Genomic DNA, 23,900 nt, shown 5'->3' on the forward strand with positions numbered 1-23,900 from the left:
GTAAACAGGGGCAAGGGTGAGGCGAGCGGACCGGGTTCGATGCCAAGGAATATCGCGGTATTGCTGTTTGCGCTGCTGGCCCTGCCGGTGGCGTCGCTGATGGCCTGGGTCATGCCGCCCTATTTCAATGTCGATGAGACCAACCATGTCATGCGGGCCGAAACGGTGCTGCAGGGACAGGTCCTGGGCGTGCGGGATGCCGATGGTTCATCGGGTGGCGTCATCGATACCGGGTTGCTGACTCTGCTGTCGCGCTATTGGCCCGTCATGTCGGAACCGGGAGGGCGGGTGGGTACCGACCGGATGGCGGAGGCGGCGACCATCCCCTGGGCGGGGGAGACGCGCTTCGTCAATATCCCCAACACGGCGATCTATCCGCCCACGCTCTATCTGCCCACCATGGCCGGCCTGTGGCTGGGCAAGGGGCTGGACCTGCCGGTGGAGGCCAGCATCCGGCTGGCGCGCCTGGCCAACATCCTGTGTGCCGTGGGATTGGTGGCGGCCGCCTTGCGCCTGGCCGCCTTCGGCCATGGGCCGATGCTGGCCATCTGCCTTTGGCCCATGTGCCTGGCCCAATATGCCGCCTGTTCGCAGGATGGGCTGTTCATCGCGCTGGGCGCCCTCTATGCCGCCCTGCTGTCGCGCGCCATCGCCGGTGGGCGCAAGGCGACGGGGGCGGAATTCCTGGGCCTGGCCCTGATCACCCTGCTGATCTCCATGTCCAGGCCGGCCAATCTGGCGCTGCTGCTGCCCCTGCTGTTCATCATGCCGGGGCGGATCGGGCGGGTGCCGGCCTGGCTGGCCCTGCCGCCCGTGCTGCTGCTGACCATGGGCTGGGCGTTGCATGCGGTGCTGTATGTACAGGTGATGCAGGTGCATGGCGACGTGGTGCCCGACCTGCGTGGGCAACTGGCCCATCTGGCCTCACATCCGCTGGATTTTCCCATCGCCATGGCGGCCACGCTGGGTGAATGGCTCTGGCCCTTCACGGTGGCCATGCTGGGCTGGATCGGCTGGGGCCAGGTCAATATCGTCCTGCCCGATGCGCTGTACCCCGCCTATCTCTGGGGTTTCGGCCTGCTGCTGGTGCTGAGCGCGCTGTCGCCCGGAAACCGCCCGGCCTGGATGCCCAAGGCCGGGGTGGCGCTGGGCCTGCTGGGCACCATCATCGCCATCTTCCTGTTGCAGTACCTGACCTTCACCGCTGTGGGCGCCGATCAGGTGGACGGGGTGCAGGGCCGCTATTTCGCGCCGCTGGCCCTGCTGCCGGGGCTGCTGGTCCCGGCTTTGGGCCATCTCGTGCCGCCGCGCCTGCAGGCCGTGTTGCCTGCCGCCGCCGGGCTGGTGCTGGTCGCGCTGGGCATCGCCACGGCGATATTCCTGCCTTATGCCGTGATGATGCGGCTCTACGTGACAGCTGGCTGACAGCCATACCCCGCACTCTGGGGGTACCGCCGCCATGGGGGTTGTCAGGCTTGCATGGGAACGGTAAGTGTACAAAAGCCGTTACATAAAAAGCCCTGTAGCGTCCCTTGCCGACGTTACATGAGAGCTTCACCCGGGCATGCGGGAGCGGTCGTTTGACACTGGAGAGGGAAACACCAACGTGGAACATACCGGTCCCGTCATCAGCAGCTTCGGCCTGGATTATCTGGGCCTGACCAATTTGAAGGCCGCGCACTGGAACCTCAGCGTCGGCGCGCTGTATGAGCAGGCGCTGAAGCGGAATGAGGCGAAGCTGTCCAAGGATGGCGCCCTGGTCGCCATTACCGGCCAGCATACGGGCCGTTCGCCCAACGACAAGTTCACGGTGCGGGAAGAGACGACGGAGGCCGACATCTGGTGGGGTCCCAACAAGCCCTTCACCGAGGATGCGTTCGACCGGCTGCATGCCCGCGTCACCGCCTTCCTGCAGGACCGGGAAGTCTTCGTCCAGGATCTCCATGCCGGTGCCGACAGCGCCTATCGCCTGCCGGTGCGCATCGTCACCCAGCATGCCTGGCACAACCTGTTCGCCCAGAACATGTTCATCCGCCCGGCGCTGAAGGACCGTGTGGCGTTCGAACCCGCCTTCACCGTGCTGCAGGCCCCCGATTTCCGGGCCGTGCCGGAACGGGACGGTACGCGGTCCGACGTGTTCGTGGTCATCAATTTCAAGAAGCGGCTGGTCCTGATCGGCGGCACCTCCTATGCCGGTGAGATCAAGAAGTCGATCTTCTCCATCCTGAACTTCCTGCTGCCGGCCAAGGGCGTGCTGCCCATGCACTGCTCCGCCAATATCGGTGCGGGCGGCGACACGGCCATCTTCTTCGGCCTGTCGGGCACCGGCAAGACCACCCTGTCGGCCGACAGTTCCCGCACCCTGATCGGCGATGACGAACATGGCTGGTCCGATCGCGGCGTGTTCAATTTCGAAGGCGGCTGTTACGCTAAGGTCATCCGCCTGTCGGCGGAGGCCGAGCCGGAGATTTTCGAGACCACGCGCCGCTTCGGCACCGTGCTGGAAAATGTCGTGATGGATGAGCGCACGCGTGCGCTGGACCTGGACGATGCCAGCCTGACGGAGAATACCCGCGCCAGCTACCCGATCGATTTCATCCCCAACGCGTCGGACACGGGCCTGGGCGGCCAGCCGCTGAACATCATCATGCTGACGGCCGATGCCTTCGGCGTGCTGCCGCCGATCTCCAAGCTGTCGGCCGATCAGGCCATGTACCATTTCCTGTCCGGTTACACGGCCCGCGTGGCCGGCACCGAAAAGGGCGTGACGGAGCCGCAGGCCACGTTCAGCACCTGCTTCGGTGCCCCCTTCATGCCGCGCCACCCGACCGCCTATGCCAAGCTGCTGGGCGAGAAGATCAAGGCGCACGGGGCCAATTGCTGGCTGGTCAATACCGGCTGGACCGGCGGTTCCTATGGCACGGGCAGCCGCATGAAGATCGGCCATACCCGCGCCCTGGTGAATGCCGCCCTGTCGGGCAAGCTGGCCGCCGTCGCCCACAAGCCGGAGCCGAATTTCGGCCTGGCCGTGCCGGAAGGCTGCGACGGGGTGCCGGTGGATGTGCTGCTGCCCCGCAACGCCTGGGCCGACAAAGGGGCGTTTGATGCCACGGCGCATGAGGTGGCCCGCCGCTTCGAGGCCAATTTCACCCAGTTTGCCGATCAGGTGGACGAAAAGGTCGTGCGCGCCGGTATCCGTACCGCCGCGTAAAAGACTGTTCCATCTTCCCTCCGGATGACCGGGGAGGGACGGAGAGGGCCTGGGGGAAGCGATCCCCCAGGCCTTCTTTGTTCATGGGGAAGTGCCAGGGAACAGCTCCAGATGGCTGTCGGCACGCCGCCCCAGATAGAGCGCCCGGCGGCCGCTGATGGAGACGAAATAGCTGGTGCAGCCGGCCATCGCGATGCGGGCCATGAAGTCGCGGTAATGCAGGCTGCCCGCCTGGCTGTCGCGGATGGCGGCCTGCACCAAAGCCGCATCGAACCGGTCGGCTACGGGCACTGCCACCGGTTCCGCCGCACAGATGTGGGAGGAGCCGTCGGGCATATAGAAGGTCTTTTCCGCCCGCAGCAGGTCGGCATGGTACTGGTCCACCCCCGCCTGGGCCAGCATCGCCACGATGCGCGGGAAGGCCCCCGTGGTCGTGTAGGACAGGCGGGTGCAATCCTCCAGGATCGTGATCAGCGCTGCATCCATTGTCGGGTTCCTTGGGTGATTTTGATTTCCTAGGAAACTATATCCAGATGGTTTCCTTGTCAACCACCCATGCAAAAGCGTTTTCCTTGGGGCAGGCACCCATGCATTCAACCCGGGGTCACAGATGGCGGCCATCGACTTGTCGCATGGCTTCTGTGATGAAACTCACATCGAACATCGTTCAAACAGCGCTAAACAGATTTCACCGCGATGACGTGGCCAGGTTTCAAACAAGAAATCGCCATAATCGCAATAATGAGTGAGCTGAATGGTCGCCAAGGATGCGCCATGGACTGGCGCCACAGAGAAACTGTGCCTGGCGGTACCGCATATGGAGAAAAGAATGTCGCGTATTGCTTCTGCCCTGCTTGGTGGTGTTGCTCTGGTCGCCGTTGGCGCCGCGCCGTCGCTGGCGCAGTCGCCCTTCGACGGCGCCTATGTCGGCGTCTTCACCGGCTACTCCGATACCAATGCTTCCGCCGCTTCCGGCGCCGCCACCGCCGATATCGATGCCGACGCCTGGCTGTATGGCGCCTATGCCGGCTATGGCAAGACCTTCGACAAGCTGTACCTGGGTGCCGAGGCCGAGGTCGGTTCCGCCAGCCTGAGCGGCAATTCCGGCACCGTCGCCGGCTTCGCCACCAAGCTGAACGCCAATGAAAGCTGGGGCCTGTCGGTCCGCGCCGGTTACTTGGCGACCAACGACCTGCTGGTCTATGGCCGCGCCGGCTGGCAGCGCACCAACTATGACGTCACGGTCGGCACCGGCGCCACCCGGTTCAAGGCCAGTGATGATCTGGACGGCTATCGTCTGGGCGGCGGCCTGGAATATGCCGTGACCGACAATGTGCTGGTCCGCACCGAGTACAATTACGTCAACTACGACAACACCAATTTCCGGGAGAACCAGCTGCGCGTCGGCGTCGCCTACCGCTTCTGATCTCCGGATCATCCTCCCCCGTCCCGGTTCGCGGCCCCACAGCGACCGGGGCGATGGTGGGCTTGGCCATGCCCTCATACAAGCCCGCCCTTTACCCCCCGCACCATTCCATGGTGCGGGGGTTTTAGTTTTTTGTGTTTCCTCAGGCGCCGGGCGCCGACATCCGTCGGCTTGGCTTACGCGCCACGGGGCGCGGGCCGGCAGTCGCCGGCCTCCGACGGTCATAGGCAATGACCGTCGGTACTATCGGCTCCTACAGGTGGCAGAGGCGGCAGCACCTGCCCGCCATTGGTCTTAGCGCCGTCTTATGTCGATACACCTCTTTCCCGCGCCGCAATCATGACATATTGAAAGTGCAGTCGGTTTGGATGCGCCGGTCTTTCGGAAGTAATCCGGAAGAACCGGCCGGAGGCTGGAGACGATAAGTGGCCCAAGTGATCGCCCTGGTCGATGACGACCGCAATATCCTGACATCCGTTTCCATCGCGCTGGAGGCCGAGGGGTACGAGGTCCGCACCTATGGCGATGGCGACGAGGCGTTGCGCGGCATCAGCTCGCGCCCCGTCGACATGGCCGTGCTGGACATCAAGATGCCGCGCATGGATGGGCTGGAACTGTTGCAGCGCCTGCGCCAGACCACGCAGATGCCGATCATCTTCCTGACCTCCAAGGATGACGAGACGGACGAGCTGCAGGGCCTGCGCATGGGGGCCGACGATTACATCAAGAAGCCGTTCAGCCAGCGCCTGCTGATCGAACGCATCAAGACCCTGCTGCGCCGCGCCGAAGTGGCCCAGGGCAAGGGTGCCGCCCCCGATCCGGGCCAGACCCTGGTGCGTGGTGACCTGGTGCTGGACGGTGTGCGCCATCTCTGCACCTGGAAGGGCAAGGAGATCGACCTGACGGTCACCGAATTCCTGCTGGTCAAGGCGCTGGCCGTGCGGCCGGGCCATGTGAAGAACCGCGACCAGCTGATGGATGCCGCCTATGGCGAGCATATCTATGTCGACGACCGCACCATCGACAGCCACATCAAGCGCCTGCGCAAGAAGTTCAAGGCCACCGACGACGATTTCCAGCAGATCGAGACGCTGTACGGCGTTGGTTACAAGTACAAGGAATAATGTCAACGCGCCCTCAGGCGCCGGGCGCCCATATCCGTGGGCTTGGCTTGCGGCGCACGTGCGGCGGGCCGGCAGTCGCCGGCCTGTAACGGCATGGGTCAAAAACCCATGCCGTCTATAACAATCGGGGTGCCCGGGCGTTGATCCCCGGACAACCCCTGACGCCGGGAGTGAGCGAACGGTGAAACGCCCCTATGGCGATCCGGCCGGCGAGGAGGCAGCGCCCCCCGCCCGGCGGCGGGTGCGGCATTTCTCGCCGCTGACGCTGCGCATCCTGGCCGTCAACATGCTGGCTCTGGCCATCCTGCTGGGCGGTCTGCTGTATCTGTCGACCTATCAGCAATGGCTGATCGACAAGGAAGTGTCCGCCCTGACCACGGAGGCGCGGATATTCGCCGGTGCGCTTGGCGAAGGCGCCATGCAGCCCGCCACCGACGAGTTCAACGAGCCGACCAACCAGCTGTCCTATGAGCTGGCCCGCCAGATGGTGCGGCGCCTGGTGGAGACCACCGATACCCGCACCCGCCTGTTCGCCCCCAATGGCGACCTGATCGCCGACAGCCGCGTGCTGGGCGGGCCCAAGGGCACCGTGCAGATCGAGGAGCTGCCGCCACTGCGCGATGGCAACCGCCTGACCGAGATCGGCATCGCCATCTATGACTACCTGGTCAACGCCGTGCCGGAGCGCGAGCATCTGCCGGCATATCCCAGCGAACAGGAACAGAATGCCGATAATTATCCCGACGTGCTGAAGGCGCTGGCGGGAGAGCTGGGCAGCAATGTCTGGCGCATCGGCCGGCCCGACGGTCGGTCGGACATGGTGCTGACCGTGGCCGTGCCCGTGCAGCGCTACAAGAAGGTGCTGGGTGCCGTCTATATCTCGCGCGGGGGCAGCGCGGTGGACGCGGCCGTGCGGGAATTCCGCATGGATATCCTGCGCCTGTTCGCCATCACCCTGGGCGTGACGGTGCTGCTGTCCTTCTATCTGGCCGGCACCATCGCCCGGCCCATCCGCCGTCTGGCCAATGCCGCCGACGAGGTGCGCCATGGCCATGGGCGACAGGTGACCATCCCCGACTTCTCCCGCCGCCGGGACGAGGTGGGGGATTTGTCGGTGTCCCTGCGCGAGATGACGGATGCCATCTGGAACCGCATGGACGCGATCGAGCGTTTCGCCGCCGACGTGGCGCATGAGATCAAGAACCCGTTGACCAGCATGCGCAGTGCCGTGGAAACCGTGCAGCGGGTGAAGACCGACGAGCAGCGCCAGCGCCTGCTGTCCATCATCCATCACGATGTGCAGCGCCTGGACCGGCTGATCAGCGACATTTCCAATGCCAGCCGCCTGGACGCCGAATTGTCGCGCGCAAGGGCGGAGCCGGCCGATGTCGGTCAGACCCTGACCATGCTGGCCAATATCCACGACGCCACCCTGGGCAATGCCGAGGCGCTGCGTGAGGCGGCGGTGGAAGCGGGCGGAGAGGTGTCGGCGGCACCGGAACCGGTGCGGGTGGAAGTGGACCTGCCCAACACCCGCAACGGGCTGGTGGTGCCGGGGCTGGAGGGGCGCCTGACCCAGGTGTTCCAGAACCTGCTGTCCAACGCCCTGTCCTTCTCCCCGCCGGGCGGGCTGGTGCGGTTCAAGGCCAAGTCACTGCCCGACCGGGTGGAGATCACCTGCGAGGATCAGGGGCCGGGCATCCCGGAGGGCAAGCTGGACGCCATTTTCGACCGGTTCTACAGCGAACGGCCGAAGTCGGAGGCGTTCGGCAAGCATTCCGGCCTGGGCCTGTCCATCTCCAAACAGATCATCGACGCCCATCAGGGCCGGATCTTCGCGGAGAATATCAAGGGCGCGGACGGAGCGGTTGCCGGCGCGCGCTTCACGGTGGTGCTGCCGCGGTAAGGGTGTTCCAGATGACCAACGGTCATGAATTATGACCGTTGGTACGAGGGTGCAGGACAAGCCAAAAAGCGAACGGGCGGACCAGCCCCCGCTGGTCCGCCCGCTGCAATTCCATCCGGGGCCGTCGACGCATAATACCGCCGACAACCCCGGACGCGCGTCACCCCCGCGACGCGCCGGCCGTGGCGGCGGCCGGTCTCGTTGAAGCCGTGATCAGGTGGCGGGCCTGGGACACGGCGTCGGCCGTGCCCGTCTCACCCTTGGCCACCTTGTCGGCCAGTTCCATCAACTGCTTGCCGGTGCTGGAGCCGTTCTCGGCCTCCTGCACCAGGTGGATGCCGCCATTGCGGGCGGCGACATCGTCCCATTCCTTGCGCACGGCGGCCCAGAAGGTGCTGGTCTTTGCCATGTAATCGTCGGCCGCCTTGAAATCGAAATCCGTCGACGGCACGTAGCTGTTCAGCACCACTTCATGGACGATGGTGGCGGGCTTGCCGTTGCGGGTGCCGACCTTGGCATTGTCCTGCTCATGCACCCAGCCCTGATGGGTCAGCGCATGGCGGTTGGTGCCGACATAATGATCATAGATCGGCTTGCGGATGGCATCGCGGCGGGCCAGCGGCCGGTCGGTCTCGCCACTGATCCAGCGATGCTCGCCGCGGTCATGCTTCCAGTAGCCGACACCGCCATAGCGCGGGCTGTCATCGGTCTGCCAGACGGTCTGGGCCCAGGCATCCTTGCGGTCTTCCGCCGAAACCGGGGTCAGTTTCCACTGGTCCGTGCCCTCATAGGTCAGCACCGTTTCCGGCTCATAGGTCCAGTCCTGGCGCCAATGCTTGATGATCATGGGCTTGTCATTCTCGTCCTTCACCACCAACAGGTGCTGAAGGCGGATGACGCGGCCCGTATCCTCGATGACGCGCACGGCCTCGAACCCGCCGGAACGCTTGGGCTCATAGATCTCGTAATCGGGCACGAAGGCGGCCGTCTCACGGAAGTCGAACTTCACGCGATAGGTGCCGGCCATGGCCAGGATGGAGGCGCGATCGGCGTTGAAGGCGGTGCAGTCCGCCTTGCCGCAATCGGTGCTGGTCTGGCCGAAGGCCGGGGCTGCCGCCAGCAGCGACAGGATCGTCAGACCGGATTTCAGGGAGATGCTCATCGGGGGTCGTTCCTTGATCTCTTGAGCGCTCAGAGCTTCACGCTCAGCGAGACGCTGAAATTGCGGCCCGGCTGGGTGTAGCTGTCACGGACGGCTGAGCTTTCGGCGATGCCGCGCACGTCGCTCCACCAGGCGTATTTCTTGTCGGTGATGTTGAAGATGCCGGCGCGCAGCGTCGCCATCTCCGCCACCTGCCAGCGGGCCGTGGCGTCCAGCACGATGAAATTGTCGGGCCGGAAGCAGGGCAGGCCGGTCAGGGTGGGCCGCAGCGGGTCGGAGCAGGTGCCGCTGACCTTGTCTGCCGATTTCCGGGCCGAATAGATCGCCGACAGGCTGGCGCCGAAACGGCCATCCTCGGGTTCTTCCCAGCTCAGCCCCAGCGACACCTTCACCGGATCGATGCTGTTCAGCGGGGCCTTGGCACCACCGGCCGCCCGCGCATCGCCCTTGGTGTAGGAGGCGCCACCGATCAGGCCGAAGCCCTGGCCGACTTCCCAGTTGCCCTTGGCTTCCAGGCCCTGGATGGTGACCTTGGCGACGTTGATGAACTGGTAGGTAGCGGGGTTGGCGGCCGTGAAGTTGCCGGACACCTGTACCTGGTCGATGAAATCATCGTACCAGCCCTTGAAGCCGGTCACCGCCGCCTGCCAGTCGCTGCCGCGCAGACGCAGGCCCAGTTCCACGGTCTGGCTGGCTTCCGGCTTCAGGTCAGGATTGGAGACGGAACGATAGTTCTGCAACGGATTGGCGAAGCCGGTATTCACCTGGCTGGGCGCCGGGGCCTTGAACCCCTCCGCATAATTGGCGAACAGGCCGGCATTGTCGTTCAGCCAGTACAGGGCGGCGAACTTCGGCGAGAAATGATCGTCGCTCTGCCCCGTGGCCGGGGTGGTGAACAGCGGATCATTCTGCGGATTGATCTTGTAATAGTCGTAGCGGATGGCCGGATAGAGCGACAGTGCGCCATTGGCCAAAGTGATCTCGTCCTGGATGAACAGGCCAGCCAGCGTATGGTCGGTGGTCGGGAAGGCACGGGCCGGGAACGTCTCACCGGCCGGCGGCACGGTGCCGTCACGCGTACCCAGCTGTTCGGTCAGCGAGTAATCGCCACCATAGACGAGCAGATGATCGATCCCGTCGCCCTTGATGCGCGTGCTGGCATCGACGTTCACGCCTGTGACCTTGTTGTCGAACGTGTTGATGCGCAGACGGTCGGCCGCCGTATTACGGTCCTCGCTGGCATACTGGTAGGTGTCGCTGTCCTGGCGGTACAGCGTCCAGTGCAGGCTGTCGATCAGGCCGCCATCGGCCGGGTTGTAGCGGTGATCCAGGCTGACACGCTCACGGCGCGAAGTATCGTGGGCCTTCAGACCCAGCACGCTGGTGCCGGCCAGCGGCGGCAGGGCCACGGCGGTCAGCACATCGGCCGTCATGTCATGGTCGAACAGCTCATAGGTCAGGCGCAGCGTATGTTCCGACGTCGGCTGCCAGACCAGCTTGGCCAGGGCGGAATTGTCGGCGATATCCTGCGGATTGGCCTTGGTCCGGGTGATGTTGGCCGTGCCGACGCTGCCCTTGGTTTCCGTCTCCTTGGCGTCGCGGCGGTTATAGGCGACCATGGCGGACCAGTCGCCGGCCTTGCCGGCCAGGACCATGCCCTTGCCCCAGCCCTTGTCGGCCTCGGTATAGCCGGCCTTCACCTCACCGCCATAGGACTTGCCGTTGGCGATGAAATCGGTCGGGTCCTTGGTGATGAAGCTGACCGCACCGGCCAAGCCGTCGGAACCATAGAGGGCCGAGGCGGGGCCGCGCAGGATTTCCACCGACTTCAGCAGGTCCAGGTCGACATAATCGCCACGGCCCACCGACTGCCCGCCGAAGGCGAAGGCGTCGGGCGCGCGGATGCCGTCGGTCTGGATCAGGACGCGGTTGCCCTCCAGGCCACGGATGTTGAAGCCACTATTGCCGTCACGGCCGGTATTGGCACCGGCGGCGGTGAAGCGGGACGGGGCGGCGCGGACGGAAACGCCCGGCTCATACCGGATCAGGTCCTTGATGTCGGTGACCAGGCGATCCTTGATCTTCCCCTGGTCGATGACGCTGACCGTGGCCGGAGCCTCCACCGTTTCCTTGGGCGTACGGGTGGCGATGACGGTGATTTCGCTGACCTGCGTGGCGGCGGCGTCAGCCACCTGCACATCCTGCCCGAAAGCCGGGCCGGCCATAGCGATCATCACCAGAGGCAGCGCCGTCATATTCCGCCGCATTTCAATCCTGCTCCACACTCAATTGCGAACCGTTCGCAGCTTGATAATAGGAATGCGTGTGAGAATCAATATCAATTTAACGGACAATCGGCTTTCTCTCTCGCCCGGCTGGAACCCTGACCGGGCCCGACCGTTTCCCTTCAAATCCCGACAACGTTCCCCACCGCCCTTTGGGAGGGATCAGATGCGTACCCTGATGCTGATGACCGGGCTTGCCATCGCCTTGCTGGCCGGTGCCGCCAACGCCCAGCAGAACACCACGCCCCAGCCGGGCGACCTGAACACGGTCCAGACGCTCGGCACCATGCGCGCCACCACCGGCGGTGCCCCAGGCACGGGCAACAAGCCCGACTGGCTGGGAAACGGCGGGGAGGTGAAGGACAAGTCTCTGGCCGCCCCTCCCCACATCTTCAATGACAAGCCGCCCGAAACCCTGTCCAGGACCGTGGGCAATACGGAGGATGCCAAGATCATGGCATCGCCGGTGTCCCCAGGGCCCGCCGGGTCCGTGGCCGCCATGCGGCCGGAGGATTACAAGGCCACGGGCGAACCCCTGCGCATCGCGCCCTATACCAAGGGCGTGAAGATGGACAACAGGGCCAAGGACGGGCGCAAATAGGCCGGATGATGGCGGCTGAAACCCGATTATGGCGGCAAAGCGTCGGATCGGACGTCGAAATGCCGCGGAAATTCCCGAACTGCGCCTGGAGCCGGACCAGCGGATGCCACGCTTGCGGTGCTTCATGAAGCTGTCGGGGGAACGACGAAGCCACAAGGCGACGCTCCCCCACGAGACAGAGATCTGGAGGATCCACATGCGTAGCTCCGTGATGCTGATGACCGGCCTGACCCTCGCCCTGCTGACCGGTGCTGCCCAGGCGCAGCTGGTGGGCGGCAACGGCTCCGCCGGGCTGGGTGGTACCGTGCAGGGCGTTGCCGGCACGACGCTGGGTGCCAATGGTGCCGCCGGTCTGCATTCGGGCCTGAATGCCGGCTCCACCCTGGACCAGACCCGTGGCACGGCCAGCCGCCTGAAGCGCGACGTCTCCACCAAGGCGGAGAAGACCACCGACAAGGCCAAGGAAAAGGCTGCGACCACCGCTGCCACCACCACGGACGCCGCCAAGGGCACCGTGACCGGTGCCGCCACCACGGCCAGTGATGCGGCCAATGCCACCACCCAGACCGCCGCCAATACGGCGGCTACGGCAGGCCCGGCGACTGCGACGACGGCTGCGGCGGTGGAGAAATCGACCGAAAAGCCGGCGGCCAGCCCGGCACCGGAAGCCAAGCCTAGCGTGACCCCGGCCCCCACGGTGACCGCTGATGTGAAGGCCGACGCCAAGGTCGAAACCAAGCCGGCCCAGGCCAAGTAACCGGGCCACAATGAAAAACGGCCCCGGTGGGAAACCACCGGGGCCGTCTTCACGTCAACTCATGGCACCTAGGATCATGCCAGTGGCACGCGTTTTAACGCCTGCCACTGGAGGCCGGCGACTGCCGGCCCGCGCCCACATGGGCGCGTAAGCCAAGCCGCCGGATGGCGGCGCCCGGCGCCTGAGGGAACGCGTAAATCAGGCTGCCTTCGGCAGCCGGTCGATCAGGTTCTGCCAGCGGCCCAGCGACACGAAATGCGCATAGACCAAGCCAATCCAGTTGCGCTTGCGCCATTCCAGGAAGGTCTCGTCCGGCAGGGCGTTGAACTTGGTCTCGTCGATGATGCGGAAGCCGGACAGGGACAGCTGCTTGCCGTCGGGCGTCACCACCTCGGCGCGCTGCTCGACCAACAGGTCCAGCTTCTCCACCTCTTCACAGAAGGCCTGGGTCTGGCGGGCCGACTGGTTGAAGGCCACGCAGTAATTCAGGATCTCTTCGCCTTCCTTGGTGCCCTTGCCATCGGCGAACAGGGCCATGTCGCCCTCCGCACCGGCGCCCTTCACCAGGATCTCCTCATCCTCTTCCATGATCAGGACCAGACGCTTGTCTTCCGGCATCTCGACCAGGATGAAGGGATAACGGCCGATATAGGCCGGGATCTGGGAATTCAGCGCCCAGGAACCATCCTCGCGCACGAACAGGTTCTCGCCTGCCCGCAGGCCCGTCAGGGCCATAACGCCGGCCGACGGGCCGGGGCCGAAGACCAGCGGATAATGGTTCTGCAGCTGCGGCATCTCTTCGGCCAGCACCGGGACAGCGTGGATCTTGGAAGCGTACTTGAAGGTGCGGTTGCGCTTGACCTTCACGTCGCCATGGCGCTGCGCGCTCACGGCGACGGGGTTGTTGTACAACAGCGGCATCTGTTGAGCGTCGGCGGCGTTGGCGACGTCGGTCATCTTGATCGGTCCCGGCAATCTATCAGGCATGGGGCGGCCGTCCGCCCGGCACTAGGGTGCCTCTCAACTGCCGCAAACCACCCCCCCTGTCAATGGCGCTGGCAGGGACAAACCGGGGCGAAACGGCAGGAAAGAAGGCTGAACAGCATGGCGAAGGGCCAACTGGCGGGTTCGGGCACGAAAGTGCGGCGGATCATGGCGGTGGCTCCATCAAAGAGTATGGGATGTGGTTGGTCCCGATCATCGCGGATCGCCGGCTTGACGTCGAACATCAATACAATACAGTGGCTGTAAGTTTAAGTTACAGCTATGCGTTCCCTCAGGCGCCGGGCGCCACCTCCGGTGGTTTGGCTTACGCGACCACGTGGTCGCGGGCCGCCGGTCGGCGGCCTGTAGTTTAGGATGTCCATGCGCCGCCTGCCACCCCTGACCCATCTGCGCGCTTTCGAGGCGGCGGCCCGCCATGAAAGCCTGAGCCGGGCGGCGGAGGAACTGAACGTCGCCCATCCCGCCCTGTCGCGGCAGATCCGCGATCTGGAGGCCTGGTTGGGCTGTCCGCTGTTCACCCGCCATAATCGCGGCCTGTCGCTGACCGAGGCCGGGCGCGCCTATCGCGATGCCGCCGTGGCCGCCTTCGACCTGCTGGAGTCGGCCACCGGCCTGCTGCGTGCCGCTCCTCCCCTGGCCGGCCGGTCCCGCCTGATCCTGTCGGTGGAACCCTCCTTTGCGCAGCGCTGGCTGATCCCGCGGCTGGGCGGGTTCCGCGCCCGCCATCCCGAGGTGGAGGTGGTGGTGGATGCCACCCGCGCCCCGGCCGATTTCCGCAAGGGTGGGGCCGACCTGGGCATCCGCTATGGCAGCGGCCCCTGGCCGGGGCTGCAGGCCCAATTGCTGTCCGTCGTCGTCAACTTCCCCGTCTGCGCGCCGCGTCTGGCCGCCCAGCTTCCCGCCGATCCCGCCCGCCTGCTGGACGGCGACCTGCTGCTGGAGGAAATGGACATGCCCTGGCATTCCTGGTTCCGGGCGGCCGGGGTGGCCGTGACCGCCCCTTTGCGCGGCACCCGCTTCTATGATGCGGGCAATGCCATTGATGCCGCGGCGGCCGGGCAGGGGCTGGCGCTGGGCGACACGATCCTGGCCGCCGACGATGTGGCGGCGGGACGGCTGGTCCGGCCCTATCCGCAGACCGCCATCTATGACGCCTATCAGCTGGTCGCCCCCGCCCCGCATTTCCGCCGCCCGGCCGTGAAGGCCTTCGTGGAATGGGTCACGGAGACGATGCACGCCTTCCAGGCAGAACGAGGGGAGTGACCGGACCCGGCGTCGGCAACTCTCGTATCAATAGACTTGGTATCGGGTTTCACCTATATTGGGGAGGAAGGCTGACTGGGAGTGCGATCCCAGCCAGCCCTCTCCTAGGCCCTTATCCCAACAGGATGACGACGTGCAGAACGGCGCCAAACCGGGATGCGGAGCACCAGGAGACACGACTTCTTACGCATGTCGTACCTCCATGAGCGGCGGGCCGGGGAATTCCGACCCGCCGCTTCCATGTTCGGCATGAGTGCGATTACAAGTCTATCGTTAATCGCTCAATAGGCGATATTCCCTGCTTCAGTTCCACGGGATCGGCGGCAGGGTCGCGACATGCAGCGGGCCCAGGAAAAGCTGGCTGTTCTTCAGCAGTATCGGCACCGACAGAACTGAGCGCCCATCGTCCGTGCGCCTTCCCAGCATGGTCATCCCGGCCTTCGCCCCCTCCGCCTGTTCGGGCCGCAGGCTGCCATTTTCGACCAGCATGTCGATCAGTGTTTCCGCCCCCGACAGCTCCGCTGTGCCTTTGCCGGCCGGCTGCATGGCGCCGTCCAGCGCCAGGGTGGCGTTGGCGCGCAGGTCCATCCCGCTCCACAGCAGGCGTGCCCCCGGGATTTCCAGCGTGCCGCCGCCGTCGCGCCAGGCGGTCATCCCCTCCACGCTGGGCTTGGCGGGCAGGGGACCGCGCGCCTCGTAGGACAGGGCAAGCTGGTCGATGCGCGGCTTCAGGGGCGGGGGCACCGCCCCCGGCAGGTCCAGGTCGCGGACCAGCAGATCGATCCGGCCCTGCGGATCGGTCGGGCCTTCCGGCGCTTGGGCGGGTGCGGTCCAGCTTACCACGACCTCCGCCGCGGCCAGCGGTGCGTCGGTCTGTGCCCTCACGCCCGTCAACGTGGCGCTGACCAGACGCGGCTTGCCGTCCAGGCCCAGTTCCGCCCGCCCCGTCAGCCCCGTGGCCGTGCCGCTGGCCGGCGCATGCCGGGCGGAGCCGGCCAGGTCCAGGCGTAGCGGGGCCACCGTCTCCAGTGTGATATCCAGGGGCGACCAGGCCCAAGCCGACAGGGTGAGCGGACCCGCCTCCACCAACGTCCCGCTGGGCCATTGCGCCCGCAGGCCTGACAGGTTCACGGTCAGGCGCAGGGGAAAGCCGGCCACGGCGGGGTGGTCCAGCGTCAGTTCCACATTCTTCTCCGCCGCTTTGCCGGATGCCTCGGCCAAAGCCTTGCTCAACCGCCACGCGGCCGCGGCCCAATAGGCCGTATAGGCCAGCAGCAGCAGGATCATCACGGACAGGGCCAGGAACAAAGGACGGTAGCGGCTGAGCATGGGATATCCGCGTTGGCAGGGGTCGGGGCTTGCGTTACCATTTTGCGATTGCGAGATGGAACCGGCAACCGGAATGACCGACACCAACCACGCGGCCGAATTCGACCACCCGCCCGGCACCGACCTTTGGGTTTTCGCCTATGGTTCGCTGATGTGGAACCCCGGCTTTGACTATGTGGAGAAGCGTGAGGGGCTGTTGCGCGGCTATCACCGTGGCTTCTGCATCTACAGCCACCAGCATCGCGGCACGCCCGAACGGCCGGGTGCGGTGCTGGGGCTGGACCGGGGCGGGTCGTGCCGGGGCATGGTCTATCGGGTGGCGGCCGATACCGCCCCTTCCGTGCTGGATTACCTGTGGCAGCGGGAAATGGCCTATCGTGTCTATATCCCGCGCCGCATGCGGGTGAAGACCGACGCCGGCGACGTGCCGGCCCTGACCTTCACCGCCGATCCGGCGCATGCGCAATATTGCGGGCGGCTGGGGCTGGACGGCACGGCCGCCCTGATCCGCCAGGGCATCGGGCAGTCGGGCCGCAATGTCGATTACCTGACCAGCCTGATCGACCATCTGGCTCAACTGGGTATCCGCGACCGGGGGCTGGGGGAACTGGCGGCACGGGTTTAAGGGGGAAGAGCGGTGGGACAAGAAGCCAATGTCACCGCCTGCTGGGGCGATAGCAACAGCCAGGGCAAGGCCCTGCTGGAGGGCGATCATCTGCTGTTCCGGGGTGATTTCCGGGTCAAGCTGATGCTGGCCGACCTGACGACAGTAGAGGCGGTGGGCGATGCCCTGGTCCTGACGGCACCGGAGGGGGCCCTGTCGCTGGAGCTGGGTGCCACCAAGGCCGCCGACTGGCTGAACCGCATCCGCAACCCCAAGTCTGTGCTGGACAAGCTGGGCATCAAGCCTGGCCACCGCGTCCGGCTGGTGGGTGACCCGCCCGATCCCGTCCTGGCGGTGGAACTGGCGCGCGGCGGCGTGACAGGTGATGCCGGCGATGACGCCGATTTCGTGCTGCTGGTGGCCGATGCACCTGACGGTCTTGAGGCCGTTGCCGACATCGCCGCGGCGTTGGGTCCGAAATCCGGCCTGTGGATCGCCTATCCCAAGGGGCGGCGCGACATCACCGAGATGGGTGTATTGACGGCCGGACGTGCCACCGGTCTTGTTGACAACAAGGTATGCGCGGTGTCACCCACGCATACGGCATTGAAATTCGTGCGACGGAAGGCGTGACAGGGATGAGTGCGACACCCCCCATGAAGGCTGTGATCATCCCGGTCACGCCGTTCCAGCAGAACTGTTCCATCATCTGGTGCACCAAGACCTTGCGCGCAGCCGTGATCGATCCCGGCGGCGGGGTGGAGGAGATCCGCAAGGCCATCGCCCAGCACGGGCTGACGGTGGAGCGTATCCTGGTCACCCATGGCCATGTCGACCATGCCGCTGCCGTCGCCGACCTGAAGGATGTGTTGAAGGTCCCGGTGGACGGCCCGGCGATCGAGGATAATTACTGGATCATCGCGCTGAAGGAGCATGGGGCCGGTTATGGCATGCCCTATGCCCGCCCCTTCACCCCCGACCGCTGGCTGGTGGAAGGCGATACGGTCACCGTGGGCGAACTGGTGCTGCAGGTGCTGCACTGCCCCGGCCACACGCCGGGCCATGTCGTGTTCTTCCATGAGCCCTCGCGCTTCGCCATCGTCGGCGACGTGATCTTCGAAGGCTCCATCGGCCGCACGGATTTCCCCGGCGGCAATATGGAGGACCTGATCCGTTCCGTGCGGGAGAAGCTGTTTCCGCTGGGTGACGACATCACCTTCCTGCCCGGCCATGGGGGGCTTTCCACCTTCGGCCGGGAACGGCAGGGCAATCCTTACGTCGGCGATCGGGCGGTGTCTGGGCGGCGTTGACGGAGGCCGAAAAAGTTTCCCCCGGCACCGTGGGGACGGCACCGGGGGCAGAAGGCAGACCCGAATGAGGGCGACAAGGTCTGCCCACGTTCCGACCGTGGTGGGGCCGCAGGCCGGAACGAAACCATTGGCGGATATTGGTGCTCAACCACCGCTGTCCGCCGGATCGGGTGCCTTGGCAGCCCGTCCTGGACATCGTTTAATCCCAACTTGAACTTTGTTCAAGTGACGTCCGTCACAGGGCCGGAAATAGAAAAGCCCCGGCACCGTTCGCTCGGCACCGGGGCTTTGCAACCGACATGTCGGCCGATCAGGCCAGCAGCTTGCCCAGGGGCTTTCCACCCACGATATGGATATGGAAATGCGGCACTTCCTGATGGCTGTCGGGGCCATGGTTGGCCAGCAGACGGTATCCGCTATCCTCCACCCCCGCCTGACGGGCGATCAGGCCGGCGGCGCGGACGAAACCGGCGATTTCCTCCACCGTGGCCTGGGCGCTGAAATCGGCGAAGCTGGTGAAGGGGCCCTTGGGGATCACCAGGATATGGGTCGGCGCCTGGGGGTTGATGTCATGGAAGCCCAGTGCATATGGGTCCTCATAGACCTTCTTGCAGGGGATTTCCCCGCGCAGGATACGGGCGAAGATATTGCTGCGATCATAAATCAAGGCGCCGTTTCCTTCTGTTCTGTACGTTCGTTCCCTCACACGCCGGGCACCGCCATCCGGCGGCTTGGCTCACGCCGCATGTGCGGCGCAGCGGCAGTCGCCGCCGGGGCACTTCCGGCATGGCCGAAAACGCCCTGTCCTCCCGTCAGGCGGGTTTGCGGTTCTTTTTCTCGTCGATCCCGCTGATGCCCTGCCGCGCCGACAGGATGGCATAGACATCACCAGGTTGCACCCCGGCATCGGCCCAGAGCACGAGAAGATGGTAAAGAAGATCGGCCGATTCCGAAGCCAGTTTTTCGCGATTGTCGGCGATGGCCTCGATCACCGTCTCCACCGCCTCCTCTCCCAGCTTCTGGGCGATCTTGGCCCGGCCGCGATGGAACAGGCGGGCCGTGTGGGAGCTTTCCGGGTCCCCGCCCTTGCGCGACAGGATGGTGGCGTAGAGATCGTCCAGGATGGCGGAATTGGACATTTGCTTGCCTCTCAGAGCCGAACCGGAATCCCCGCCGCCGCCATATGGGCCTTGGCCTGGGCGATGGTGTAGGTGCCGAAATGGAAGATGCTGGCGGCCAGCACGGCCGACGCATGGCCCTGCGTCACGCCTTCAACCAGATGATCAAGGTTGCCCACACCGCCGGACGCGATGACCGGGATGGTGACGGCATCGGCCACGGCGCGGGTCAGAGGCAGGTTGAAGCCCTGCTTGGTCCCGTCCCGGTCCATGGAGGTCAGCAGAATCTCGCCGGCCCCATATTCCGCCATGCGCCTGGCCCATTCCACGGCGTCGATGCCGGTGCGGTTGCGGCCGCCATGGGTAAAAATCTCCCAGCGCTGCTCACCATTCGGGCCGGGTTCCACTTCCTTGGCGTCGATGGCCACGACGATGCATTGCGCGCCGAATTTCTGCGCGCCCTCGCGCACGAATTCCGGCCGGTGGATGGCGGCGGTGTTGATCGACACCTTGTCGGCCCCGGCCAGCAGCAGCTTGCGGATATCCTCCACCGTCCGCACACCGCCGCCCACAGTCAGCGGCATGAACACCTGTTCGGCGGTGCGGCGGACCACGTCGAAGATCGTGTCGCGATTGTCGCTGCTGGCAGTGATGTCCAGGAAGGTCAGCTCGTCCGCACCGGCTGCGTCATAGATCCGCGCCTGTTCCACCGGGTCGCCGGCATCGACCAGACCGACGAAATTCACGCCCTTGACGACGCGCCCGTCCTTCACGTCCAGACAGGGGATGATGCGGGCCTTCAGCATAAGGTCACTCCCCGCGCAGCACGGCCAGGGCGGCGGCCGGATCGATGCGCCCGTCATAGAGTGCACGACCGGAGATCACGCCATTGATGCCGGTATGTTCCACTTCCTTCAGCGCCCGCAGATCGGCCAGGGAGGAAACACCGCCCGATGCGATGACCGGCGTGGTCAGGTGGCTGGCCAGATCGGCCGTCGCCTCCACATTCACCCCGCCCAGCGCGCCATCACGGTCGATGTCGGTATAGATGATGGCGGCGACCCCGCAATCCTCGAATTTCAGGGCCAGGTCCAGCGCCTTCAAGGTGCTGGTCTCCGCCCAGCCTTCCACGGCGACATAGCCGTCACGGGCATCGATGCCCACCGCGACATGACCGGGGAACGCCTTGCAGGCTTCCTTGACCAGGGCCGGGTTCTTCACCGCCACGGTACCCAGGATAACGCGGGTCAGGCCGCGTTCCAGCCAGAAACCGATGGTCTCCAGGTCCCGGATGCCGCCACCCAGCTGGGTCGGCAGCTTCACGCGTTTCAGGATGGACTCAACCGCCGCGCCATTGACCGGCGCACCGGCGAAGGCGCCGTTCAGATCCACCAGATGCAGCCATTCGAAGCCCTGTGCCTGGAACTGCTCCGCCTGGGCTGCCGGATCGGTATTGAAGATGGTGGCCTGCTCCATCTCTCCACGCAGCAGGCGGACAGCGTTGCCGTCCTTCAGGTCGATGGCGGGATAGAGGATCATGCTTGCGGCTCCGTCTCGTCTTCCGGCCGTTCCAGGACCTTGTAATAAAAATGGCCGGCGATGGTCCGGCCCTTGGCGCGGGCATAGTGCGGATGCGTGCCCCAGCGCGTGAAACCCATATGGTCGTAGAGCGTAATGGCCGCCCGCTGCGTCTCGCGCACATCCAGGTTAAGGATGCCGAAGCCGAGATTCGTCGCCTCGTCGATCACCGCCTGGGTCAGCCGGCGCGCCATGCCATGGCCGCGTGCCCAGGGGGCCACGAAACTGGTGGTCAGGTTGCAGGCAAAGGCCTGCGCCTCGTTATTGCGGGTGGGGCGGATCAGTTGCGCCGACCCGGCGATGATGCCGTCCAGGCGGCCGACGAACAGCACCCGTTCCGGCACCGCCATCACGCCCTTCCAGTACCGCTCCATCACTTCGCGGTCGGGCGGGCTGACCCAGCCGAAGCCGCCGCCATCGATGATGGCCGCATCGGCCGCGTCGCACAGGTCGTAAAGGTCGGAGCGCTTCAGCTCCGCCACCTTGTCCACGGCCACGATGCTGTCGCTGCCGGCCAGCGGGTTCTGGTTATCCGTGCTCATGGAAGCCACCGCAGGAAATTGCCGATGATCGACAGGCCCGCCGCCTGGCTCTTCTCCGGATGGAACTGCGTGCCCACCAGATTGTCGCGGCCCACAATGGCCGGGAATTCCCCGGCATAATCGCAGGCGGCCAGGACCAAAGCGGGATCATCCGTCTTCATGGCAAAGGAATGCACGAAATAGGCATGGGTTTCAGGCGTGATGCCGGCCAGGACCGGGTGCGACGGCGCCTTCACCACCAGCTGGTTCCAGCCCATATGCGGGATCTTCAGCGACGCGTCGGCTGGCGTCAGCGCCTCCACCGTCGCATCCAGCCAGCCCAGGCCCGGATGCACGCCATGCTCCACCCCGGCCTTGGCCATCAGCTGCATGCCCACGCAAATACCCAGGAAGGGGGCGCCCTGGCGGATCACCCGCTCGGTCAGCGCGTCGACCATGCCGGGCACCGCGTCCAGCCCAGCCTTGCAGTCGGCGAAGGCGCCGACACCGGGCAGGACGACGCGGGCGGCCTTGCGCACGATGTCGGGGTCGTTGGTGACGAGGATGCGGGCATCCAGCCCGCCATCGGCCACGGCACGCTCCAACGCCTTCGCAGCGGAGCGCAGATTGCCGGAGCCGTAATCGATCAGGGCGACGCTATCGGTCATGGTGCCTGCCCATGCGACGGGGAGGGACGGGGAATGGAGGGTGCCTTACAGCGACCCGCCCAGGACCCCCTTGGTGGAGGGCACGGCATCGGCCTTGCGCGGGTCAATCTCGATCGACGCGCGGAACGCCCGGGCCAGCGCCTTGTAGCAGCTCTCCACGATATGGTGGTTGTTCTCGCCGTACAGGTTCTCGACATGCAGGGTGGCGCCGGCGGCCTGGGCGAAGGCCTGGAACCATTCCTTGAACAGTTCGGTATCCATGTCGCCCAGCTTGTCGCGGGTGAAACCGACCTTCCAGATCAGGTAGGGGCGGTTCGACAGGTCGATGGCCACGCGGGTCAGCGTCTCATCCATGGGGATCAGCGCGTCGCCATAGCGCTGGATACCCTTGCGGTCGCCCAGAGCCTTGGCCACGGCCTCGCCGATGGCGATGCCCGTATCCTCGGTCGTATGGTGGAAGTCGATATGCAGATCGCCCACCGCCTCGACCTCCAGGTCGATCAGCGAATGGCGCGACAGCTGTTCCAGCATATGGTCCAGGAACCCGACGCCGGTGGACACCTTGTAGATGCCGGTACCGTCCAGATCGACGGCGACGCGGATGCGGGTCTCCTTCGTCGTGCGTTCGACAACGGCACGGCGCGGAGAACGGGCAGAGGGGGCGGCTGCGTTCGACATGGGATTTTTCCTATCAACCGGAGAGGTTCCTGTCATCCGGCCCTTTTGCAAGGCTGCGTCCGTTCCGTTGCGCGGGCCTGGACGGGCAGGCGGTTATAATTGTAATTATAGGGCGGCTTGATCCATTCCGATTGTGTCGCATGCGCCGCCCTGCCGGTTCGATCCTTATCAGCGCCGCCCTTTGCCTGCTGCTGACGGCCTGTGCCGCCAAGCCGCCGCCGGCCGGCCCGCGTCAGCCGGCATCGCTATCGATGGGCAAGGTGCTGGTCGACCTGCCCATCGGGCACAAGGCCGGCACCTATGAATGGGGCTGGGCCTGCGAAAGCCCGTTCAATGATGTGGCCTGGATCACCGAAGGCCGCATCCCCGGCCTGCTGGTCCAGGCGGCGCGCGACGGGTTGGGCTGGGGCGGGTTGAGCCCGACGGACGGCGCCGGCCGGGTGCTGACCGGCCGGCTGGTCGATGTCGACCTGTCGCTCTGCCGCAAGGTCGAACCGCTGACCCGCGTGCCCATCGGTGATACGGGGGAGGGGCGGGTGCGCATTGACTGGGAACTGACCGACCCGCCCAACCCGGTGCAGCGCTTCACCACGCAAGGGCAGGGTGAAACCGACATCCCGTCGATCAATGGCCGCTATGACGTCATCCTGCGCAACGCCATGGCCGACGCTGCCCGCCGTCTGGCAGCATTACCGGAATTCCGGGCGCTGGCGACGATGCCACCGGGTGGGGGCGTGACGGCATCGCTGCTGCCACCCACCCTGTCCACCCCGCTCCCACCCGCCCCGCCGGTGGAACCCGAAGCCGTACCGGAGGCGCCGGCCGCAGCGCCGGGGGCGGCCCTGGTCCGCTGGGGTGCGGTGACGGGTGTGGTGGTGGATGCGCGCGGTCTGGTGCTGCTGCCCGACACCGGCGCGGATTTACCGTCCCCCCTGCCGCTGATGCTGGCCGATGGGCGGGTGGTGCCGGGATCGGCGGGGGTGGCCAGCTTCGGCATCATCCCCGTACGCCTGCCCGATGGCGATTGGCCCGCCCTTGCCGTGCGGCGGCAACGGCCGGGTGTCAGCCACTGGCTGCACCGGTCGGATGGCGATGGCGGACGGGTGGCCATGGTCGCCGCTCATACCGGCCCGGCCCGCGCCCAGGGGACGGATGTGCCCTCGCTGCTGCTGGACCTGGACGAGGCGCTGTGGCGCGATCCGCCCTGGCTGCTGCTGGATGATGATGGGCGGCTGGCAGCCCTGCGCGGTCCCCGCACCCTGCCGGGCGATCCCACCCCCTATTACGCACCGGCCGGGGTGACGGCCTATTTCCGGGAAGCGGCGGGTATGGCCGCGCCTTGAACGGGGGACGT

Annotated in this window: 25 protein-coding genes; 12 read left to right on the top strand and 13 right to left on the bottom strand. The window is 65.7% G+C overall.

The genetic code is table 11. The features are described from left to right. Window positions 1-39: 39 nt before the first annotated feature. Together ACM9HJ_RS07425 and ACM9HJ_RS07430 are read left to right on the top strand one after the other, a co-directional pair. Window positions 40-1,425 (top strand): DUF2142 domain-containing protein, encoded by a 1,386-nt coding sequence (locus tag ACM9HJ_RS07425; RefSeq protein WP_416571074.1) that lies wholly within the window; start codon window positions 40-42, stop codon window positions 1,423-1,425. 181 nt (window positions 1,426-1,606) lie between these two features. Then, the gene (locus tag ACM9HJ_RS07430) at window positions 1,607-3,211 is read left to right on the top strand and encodes a phosphoenolpyruvate carboxykinase (RefSeq protein WP_416571075.1); all 1,605 of its coding nucleotides are present in this window, start codon (window positions 1,607-1,609) and stop codon (window positions 3,209-3,211) included. An 81-nt stretch (window positions 3,212-3,292) separates the two neighbouring features. On the opposite strand, the gene ACM9HJ_RS07435 is transcribed toward ACM9HJ_RS07430, so the two are convergent. Further along, window positions 3,293-3,697, bottom strand: coding sequence for a DUF1398 domain-containing protein (locus ACM9HJ_RS07435; protein WP_416571076.1), 405 nt, complete (start codon window positions 3,695-3,697; stop codon window positions 3,293-3,295). Between the two features lie 343 nt (window positions 3,698-4,040). Here ACM9HJ_RS07435 and ACM9HJ_RS07440 point away from each other — a divergent pair, with 343 nt between their 5' ends. The 3 genes from ACM9HJ_RS07440 (at window position 4,041) to ACM9HJ_RS07450 (ending at window position 7,667) form a co-directional block, all read left to right on the top strand. Next, the gene (locus tag ACM9HJ_RS07440; RefSeq protein WP_416571077.1) at window positions 4,041-4,637 is read left to right on the top strand and encodes an outer membrane protein; all 597 of its coding nucleotides are present in this window, start codon (window positions 4,041-4,043) and stop codon (window positions 4,635-4,637) included. Window positions 4,638-5,062: 425 nt separating this feature from the next. Continuing rightward, a complete protein-coding gene (locus ACM9HJ_RS07445; protein ID WP_416571078.1) occupies window positions 5,063-5,761 on the top strand; it encodes a response regulator transcription factor in 699 nt (232 codons plus the stop codon). A 181-nt stretch (window positions 5,762-5,942) separates the two neighbouring features. After that, window positions 5,943-7,667, top strand: coding sequence for a stimulus-sensing domain-containing protein (locus ACM9HJ_RS07450; RefSeq protein WP_416571079.1), 1,725 nt, complete (start codon window positions 5,943-5,945; stop codon window positions 7,665-7,667). Window positions 7,668-7,827: 160 nt separating this feature from the next. On the opposite strand, the gene ACM9HJ_RS07455 is transcribed toward ACM9HJ_RS07450, so the two are convergent. Then, complete coding sequence (locus tag ACM9HJ_RS07455) at window positions 7,828-8,829, bottom strand: DUF6607 family protein (RefSeq protein ID WP_416571080.1); 1,002 nt, start codon at window positions 8,827-8,829, stop codon at window positions 7,828-7,830. A 29-nt stretch (window positions 8,830-8,858) separates the two neighbouring features. Next, a complete protein-coding gene (locus ACM9HJ_RS07460; RefSeq protein ID WP_416571081.1) occupies window positions 8,859-11,096 on the bottom strand; it encodes a TonB-dependent hemoglobin/transferrin/lactoferrin family receptor in 2,238 nt (745 codons plus the stop codon). Between the two features lie 184 nt (window positions 11,097-11,280). Between ACM9HJ_RS07460 and ACM9HJ_RS07465 the strand changes: the two genes are divergently transcribed. Further along, window positions 11,281-11,715 carry a hypothetical protein gene (locus ACM9HJ_RS07465; protein WP_416571082.1) on the top strand — a complete coding sequence of 145 codons (435 nt, stop codon included), beginning with the start codon at window positions 11,281-11,283 and terminating at the stop codon, window positions 11,713-11,715. A gap of 196 nt (window positions 11,716-11,911) precedes the next feature. Next, complete coding sequence (locus ACM9HJ_RS07470; protein WP_416571083.1) at window positions 11,912-12,472, top strand: hypothetical protein; 561 nt, start codon at window positions 11,912-11,914, stop codon at window positions 12,470-12,472. 198 nt (window positions 12,473-12,670) lie between these two features. On the opposite strand, the gene ACM9HJ_RS07475 is transcribed toward ACM9HJ_RS07470, so the two are convergent. Next, window positions 12,671-13,429: a SapC family protein gene (locus ACM9HJ_RS07475; RefSeq protein ID WP_416571084.1), complete on the bottom strand. Its 759-nt coding sequence runs from the start codon at window positions 13,427-13,429 to the stop codon at window positions 12,671-12,673. Between the two features lie 89 nt (window positions 13,430-13,518). After that, on the bottom strand, window positions 13,519-13,701 hold the full coding sequence (locus ACM9HJ_RS07480) for a hypothetical protein (protein WP_416571085.1): 183 nt from the start codon (window positions 13,699-13,701) through the stop codon (window positions 13,519-13,521). Window positions 13,702-13,837: 136 nt separating this feature from the next. On the opposite strand from ACM9HJ_RS07480, the gene gcvA reads away from it, so the two are divergent. Next, window positions 13,838-14,740 carry a transcriptional regulator GcvA gene (gene gcvA, locus ACM9HJ_RS07485; protein ID WP_416571086.1) on the top strand — a complete coding sequence of 301 codons (903 nt, stop codon included), beginning with the start codon at window positions 13,838-13,840 and terminating at the stop codon, window positions 14,738-14,740. Window positions 14,741-15,043: 303 nt separating this feature from the next. Here the strand turns inward: gcvA and ACM9HJ_RS07490 are convergent, their stop codons facing one another. Further along, window positions 15,044-16,069 carry a DUF2125 domain-containing protein gene (locus ACM9HJ_RS07490; protein WP_416571087.1) on the bottom strand — a complete coding sequence of 342 codons (1,026 nt, stop codon included), beginning with the start codon at window positions 16,067-16,069 and terminating at the stop codon, window positions 15,044-15,046. 73 nt (window positions 16,070-16,142) lie between these two features. Here ACM9HJ_RS07490 and ACM9HJ_RS07495 point away from each other — a divergent pair, with 73 nt between their 5' ends. From ACM9HJ_RS07495 to ACM9HJ_RS07505, 3 genes are read left to right on the top strand one after another with little or no spacing between them, the layout of a single operon-like run. Further along, window positions 16,143-16,694, top strand: coding sequence for a gamma-glutamylcyclotransferase (locus ACM9HJ_RS07495; RefSeq protein WP_416571088.1), 552 nt, complete (start codon window positions 16,143-16,145; stop codon window positions 16,692-16,694). 12 nt (window positions 16,695-16,706) lie between these two features. Beyond that, window positions 16,707-17,306 (top strand): hypothetical protein, encoded by a 600-nt coding sequence (locus tag ACM9HJ_RS07500; protein ID WP_416571089.1) that lies wholly within the window; start codon window positions 16,707-16,709, stop codon window positions 17,304-17,306. A gap of 23 nt (window positions 17,307-17,329) precedes the next feature. Next, the gene (locus ACM9HJ_RS07505) at window positions 17,330-17,983 is read left to right on the top strand and encodes an MBL fold metallo-hydrolase (RefSeq protein WP_416571090.1); all 654 of its coding nucleotides are present in this window, start codon (window positions 17,330-17,332) and stop codon (window positions 17,981-17,983) included. A gap of 310 nt (window positions 17,984-18,293) precedes the next feature. Here ACM9HJ_RS07505 and ACM9HJ_RS07510 read toward each other — a convergent pair whose 3' ends face one another. The 7 genes from ACM9HJ_RS07510 to hisB all read right to left on the bottom strand — a co-directional run bounded on the left by ACM9HJ_RS07510 (window position 18,294) and on the right by hisB (window position 22,546). Next, on the bottom strand, window positions 18,294-18,650 hold the full coding sequence (locus ACM9HJ_RS07510) for a histidine triad nucleotide-binding protein (RefSeq protein ID WP_416571091.1): 357 nt from the start codon (window positions 18,648-18,650) through the stop codon (window positions 18,294-18,296). Window positions 18,651-18,795: 145 nt separating this feature from the next. Further along, a complete protein-coding gene (locus ACM9HJ_RS07515) occupies window positions 18,796-19,122 on the bottom strand; it encodes a phosphoribosyl-ATP diphosphatase (RefSeq protein WP_416571092.1) in 327 nt (108 codons plus the stop codon). A gap of 11 nt (window positions 19,123-19,133) precedes the next feature. Continuing rightward, window positions 19,134-19,907, bottom strand: a complete 774-nt coding sequence (gene hisF, locus ACM9HJ_RS07520) for an imidazole glycerol phosphate synthase subunit HisF (protein WP_416571093.1) — start codon at window positions 19,905-19,907, stop codon at window positions 19,134-19,136. Between the two features lie 4 nt (window positions 19,908-19,911). Beyond that, window positions 19,912-20,640 (bottom strand): 1-(5-phosphoribosyl)-5-[(5-phosphoribosylamino)methylideneamino]imidazole-4-carboxamide isomerase, encoded by a 729-nt coding sequence (hisA, locus tag ACM9HJ_RS07525; protein WP_416571094.1) that lies wholly within the window; start codon window positions 20,638-20,640, stop codon window positions 19,912-19,914. Then, window positions 20,637-21,221: a GNAT family N-acetyltransferase gene (locus ACM9HJ_RS07530; protein ID WP_416571095.1), complete on the bottom strand. Its 585-nt coding sequence runs from the start codon at window positions 21,219-21,221 to the stop codon at window positions 20,637-20,639. Before ACM9HJ_RS07530 ends, hisA begins: the two co-directional genes overlap by 4 nt. After that, window positions 21,218-21,868 carry an imidazole glycerol phosphate synthase subunit HisH gene (gene hisH / locus ACM9HJ_RS07535; protein WP_416571096.1) on the bottom strand — a complete coding sequence of 217 codons (651 nt, stop codon included), beginning with the start codon at window positions 21,866-21,868 and terminating at the stop codon, window positions 21,218-21,220. The genes ACM9HJ_RS07530 and hisH overlap by 4 nt, the downstream gene beginning before the upstream one ends. A gap of 45 nt (window positions 21,869-21,913) precedes the next feature. Continuing rightward, window positions 21,914-22,546: an imidazoleglycerol-phosphate dehydratase HisB gene (hisB, locus tag ACM9HJ_RS07540; protein WP_416571097.1), complete on the bottom strand. Its 633-nt coding sequence runs from the start codon at window positions 22,544-22,546 to the stop codon at window positions 21,914-21,916. Window positions 22,547-22,686: 140 nt separating this feature from the next. On the opposite strand from hisB, the gene ACM9HJ_RS07545 reads away from it, so the two are divergent. Then, the gene (locus ACM9HJ_RS07545) at window positions 22,687-23,889 is read left to right on the top strand and encodes a hypothetical protein (RefSeq protein WP_416571098.1); all 1,203 of its coding nucleotides are present in this window, start codon (window positions 22,687-22,689) and stop codon (window positions 23,887-23,889) included. The last annotated feature ends 11 nt before the right edge of the window (window positions 23,890-23,900 follow it).

Source organism: Niveispirillum sp. KHB5.9 (assembly GCF_048066115.1).
GTDB lineage: Bacteria > Pseudomonadota > Alphaproteobacteria > Azospirillales > Azospirillaceae > Niveispirillum.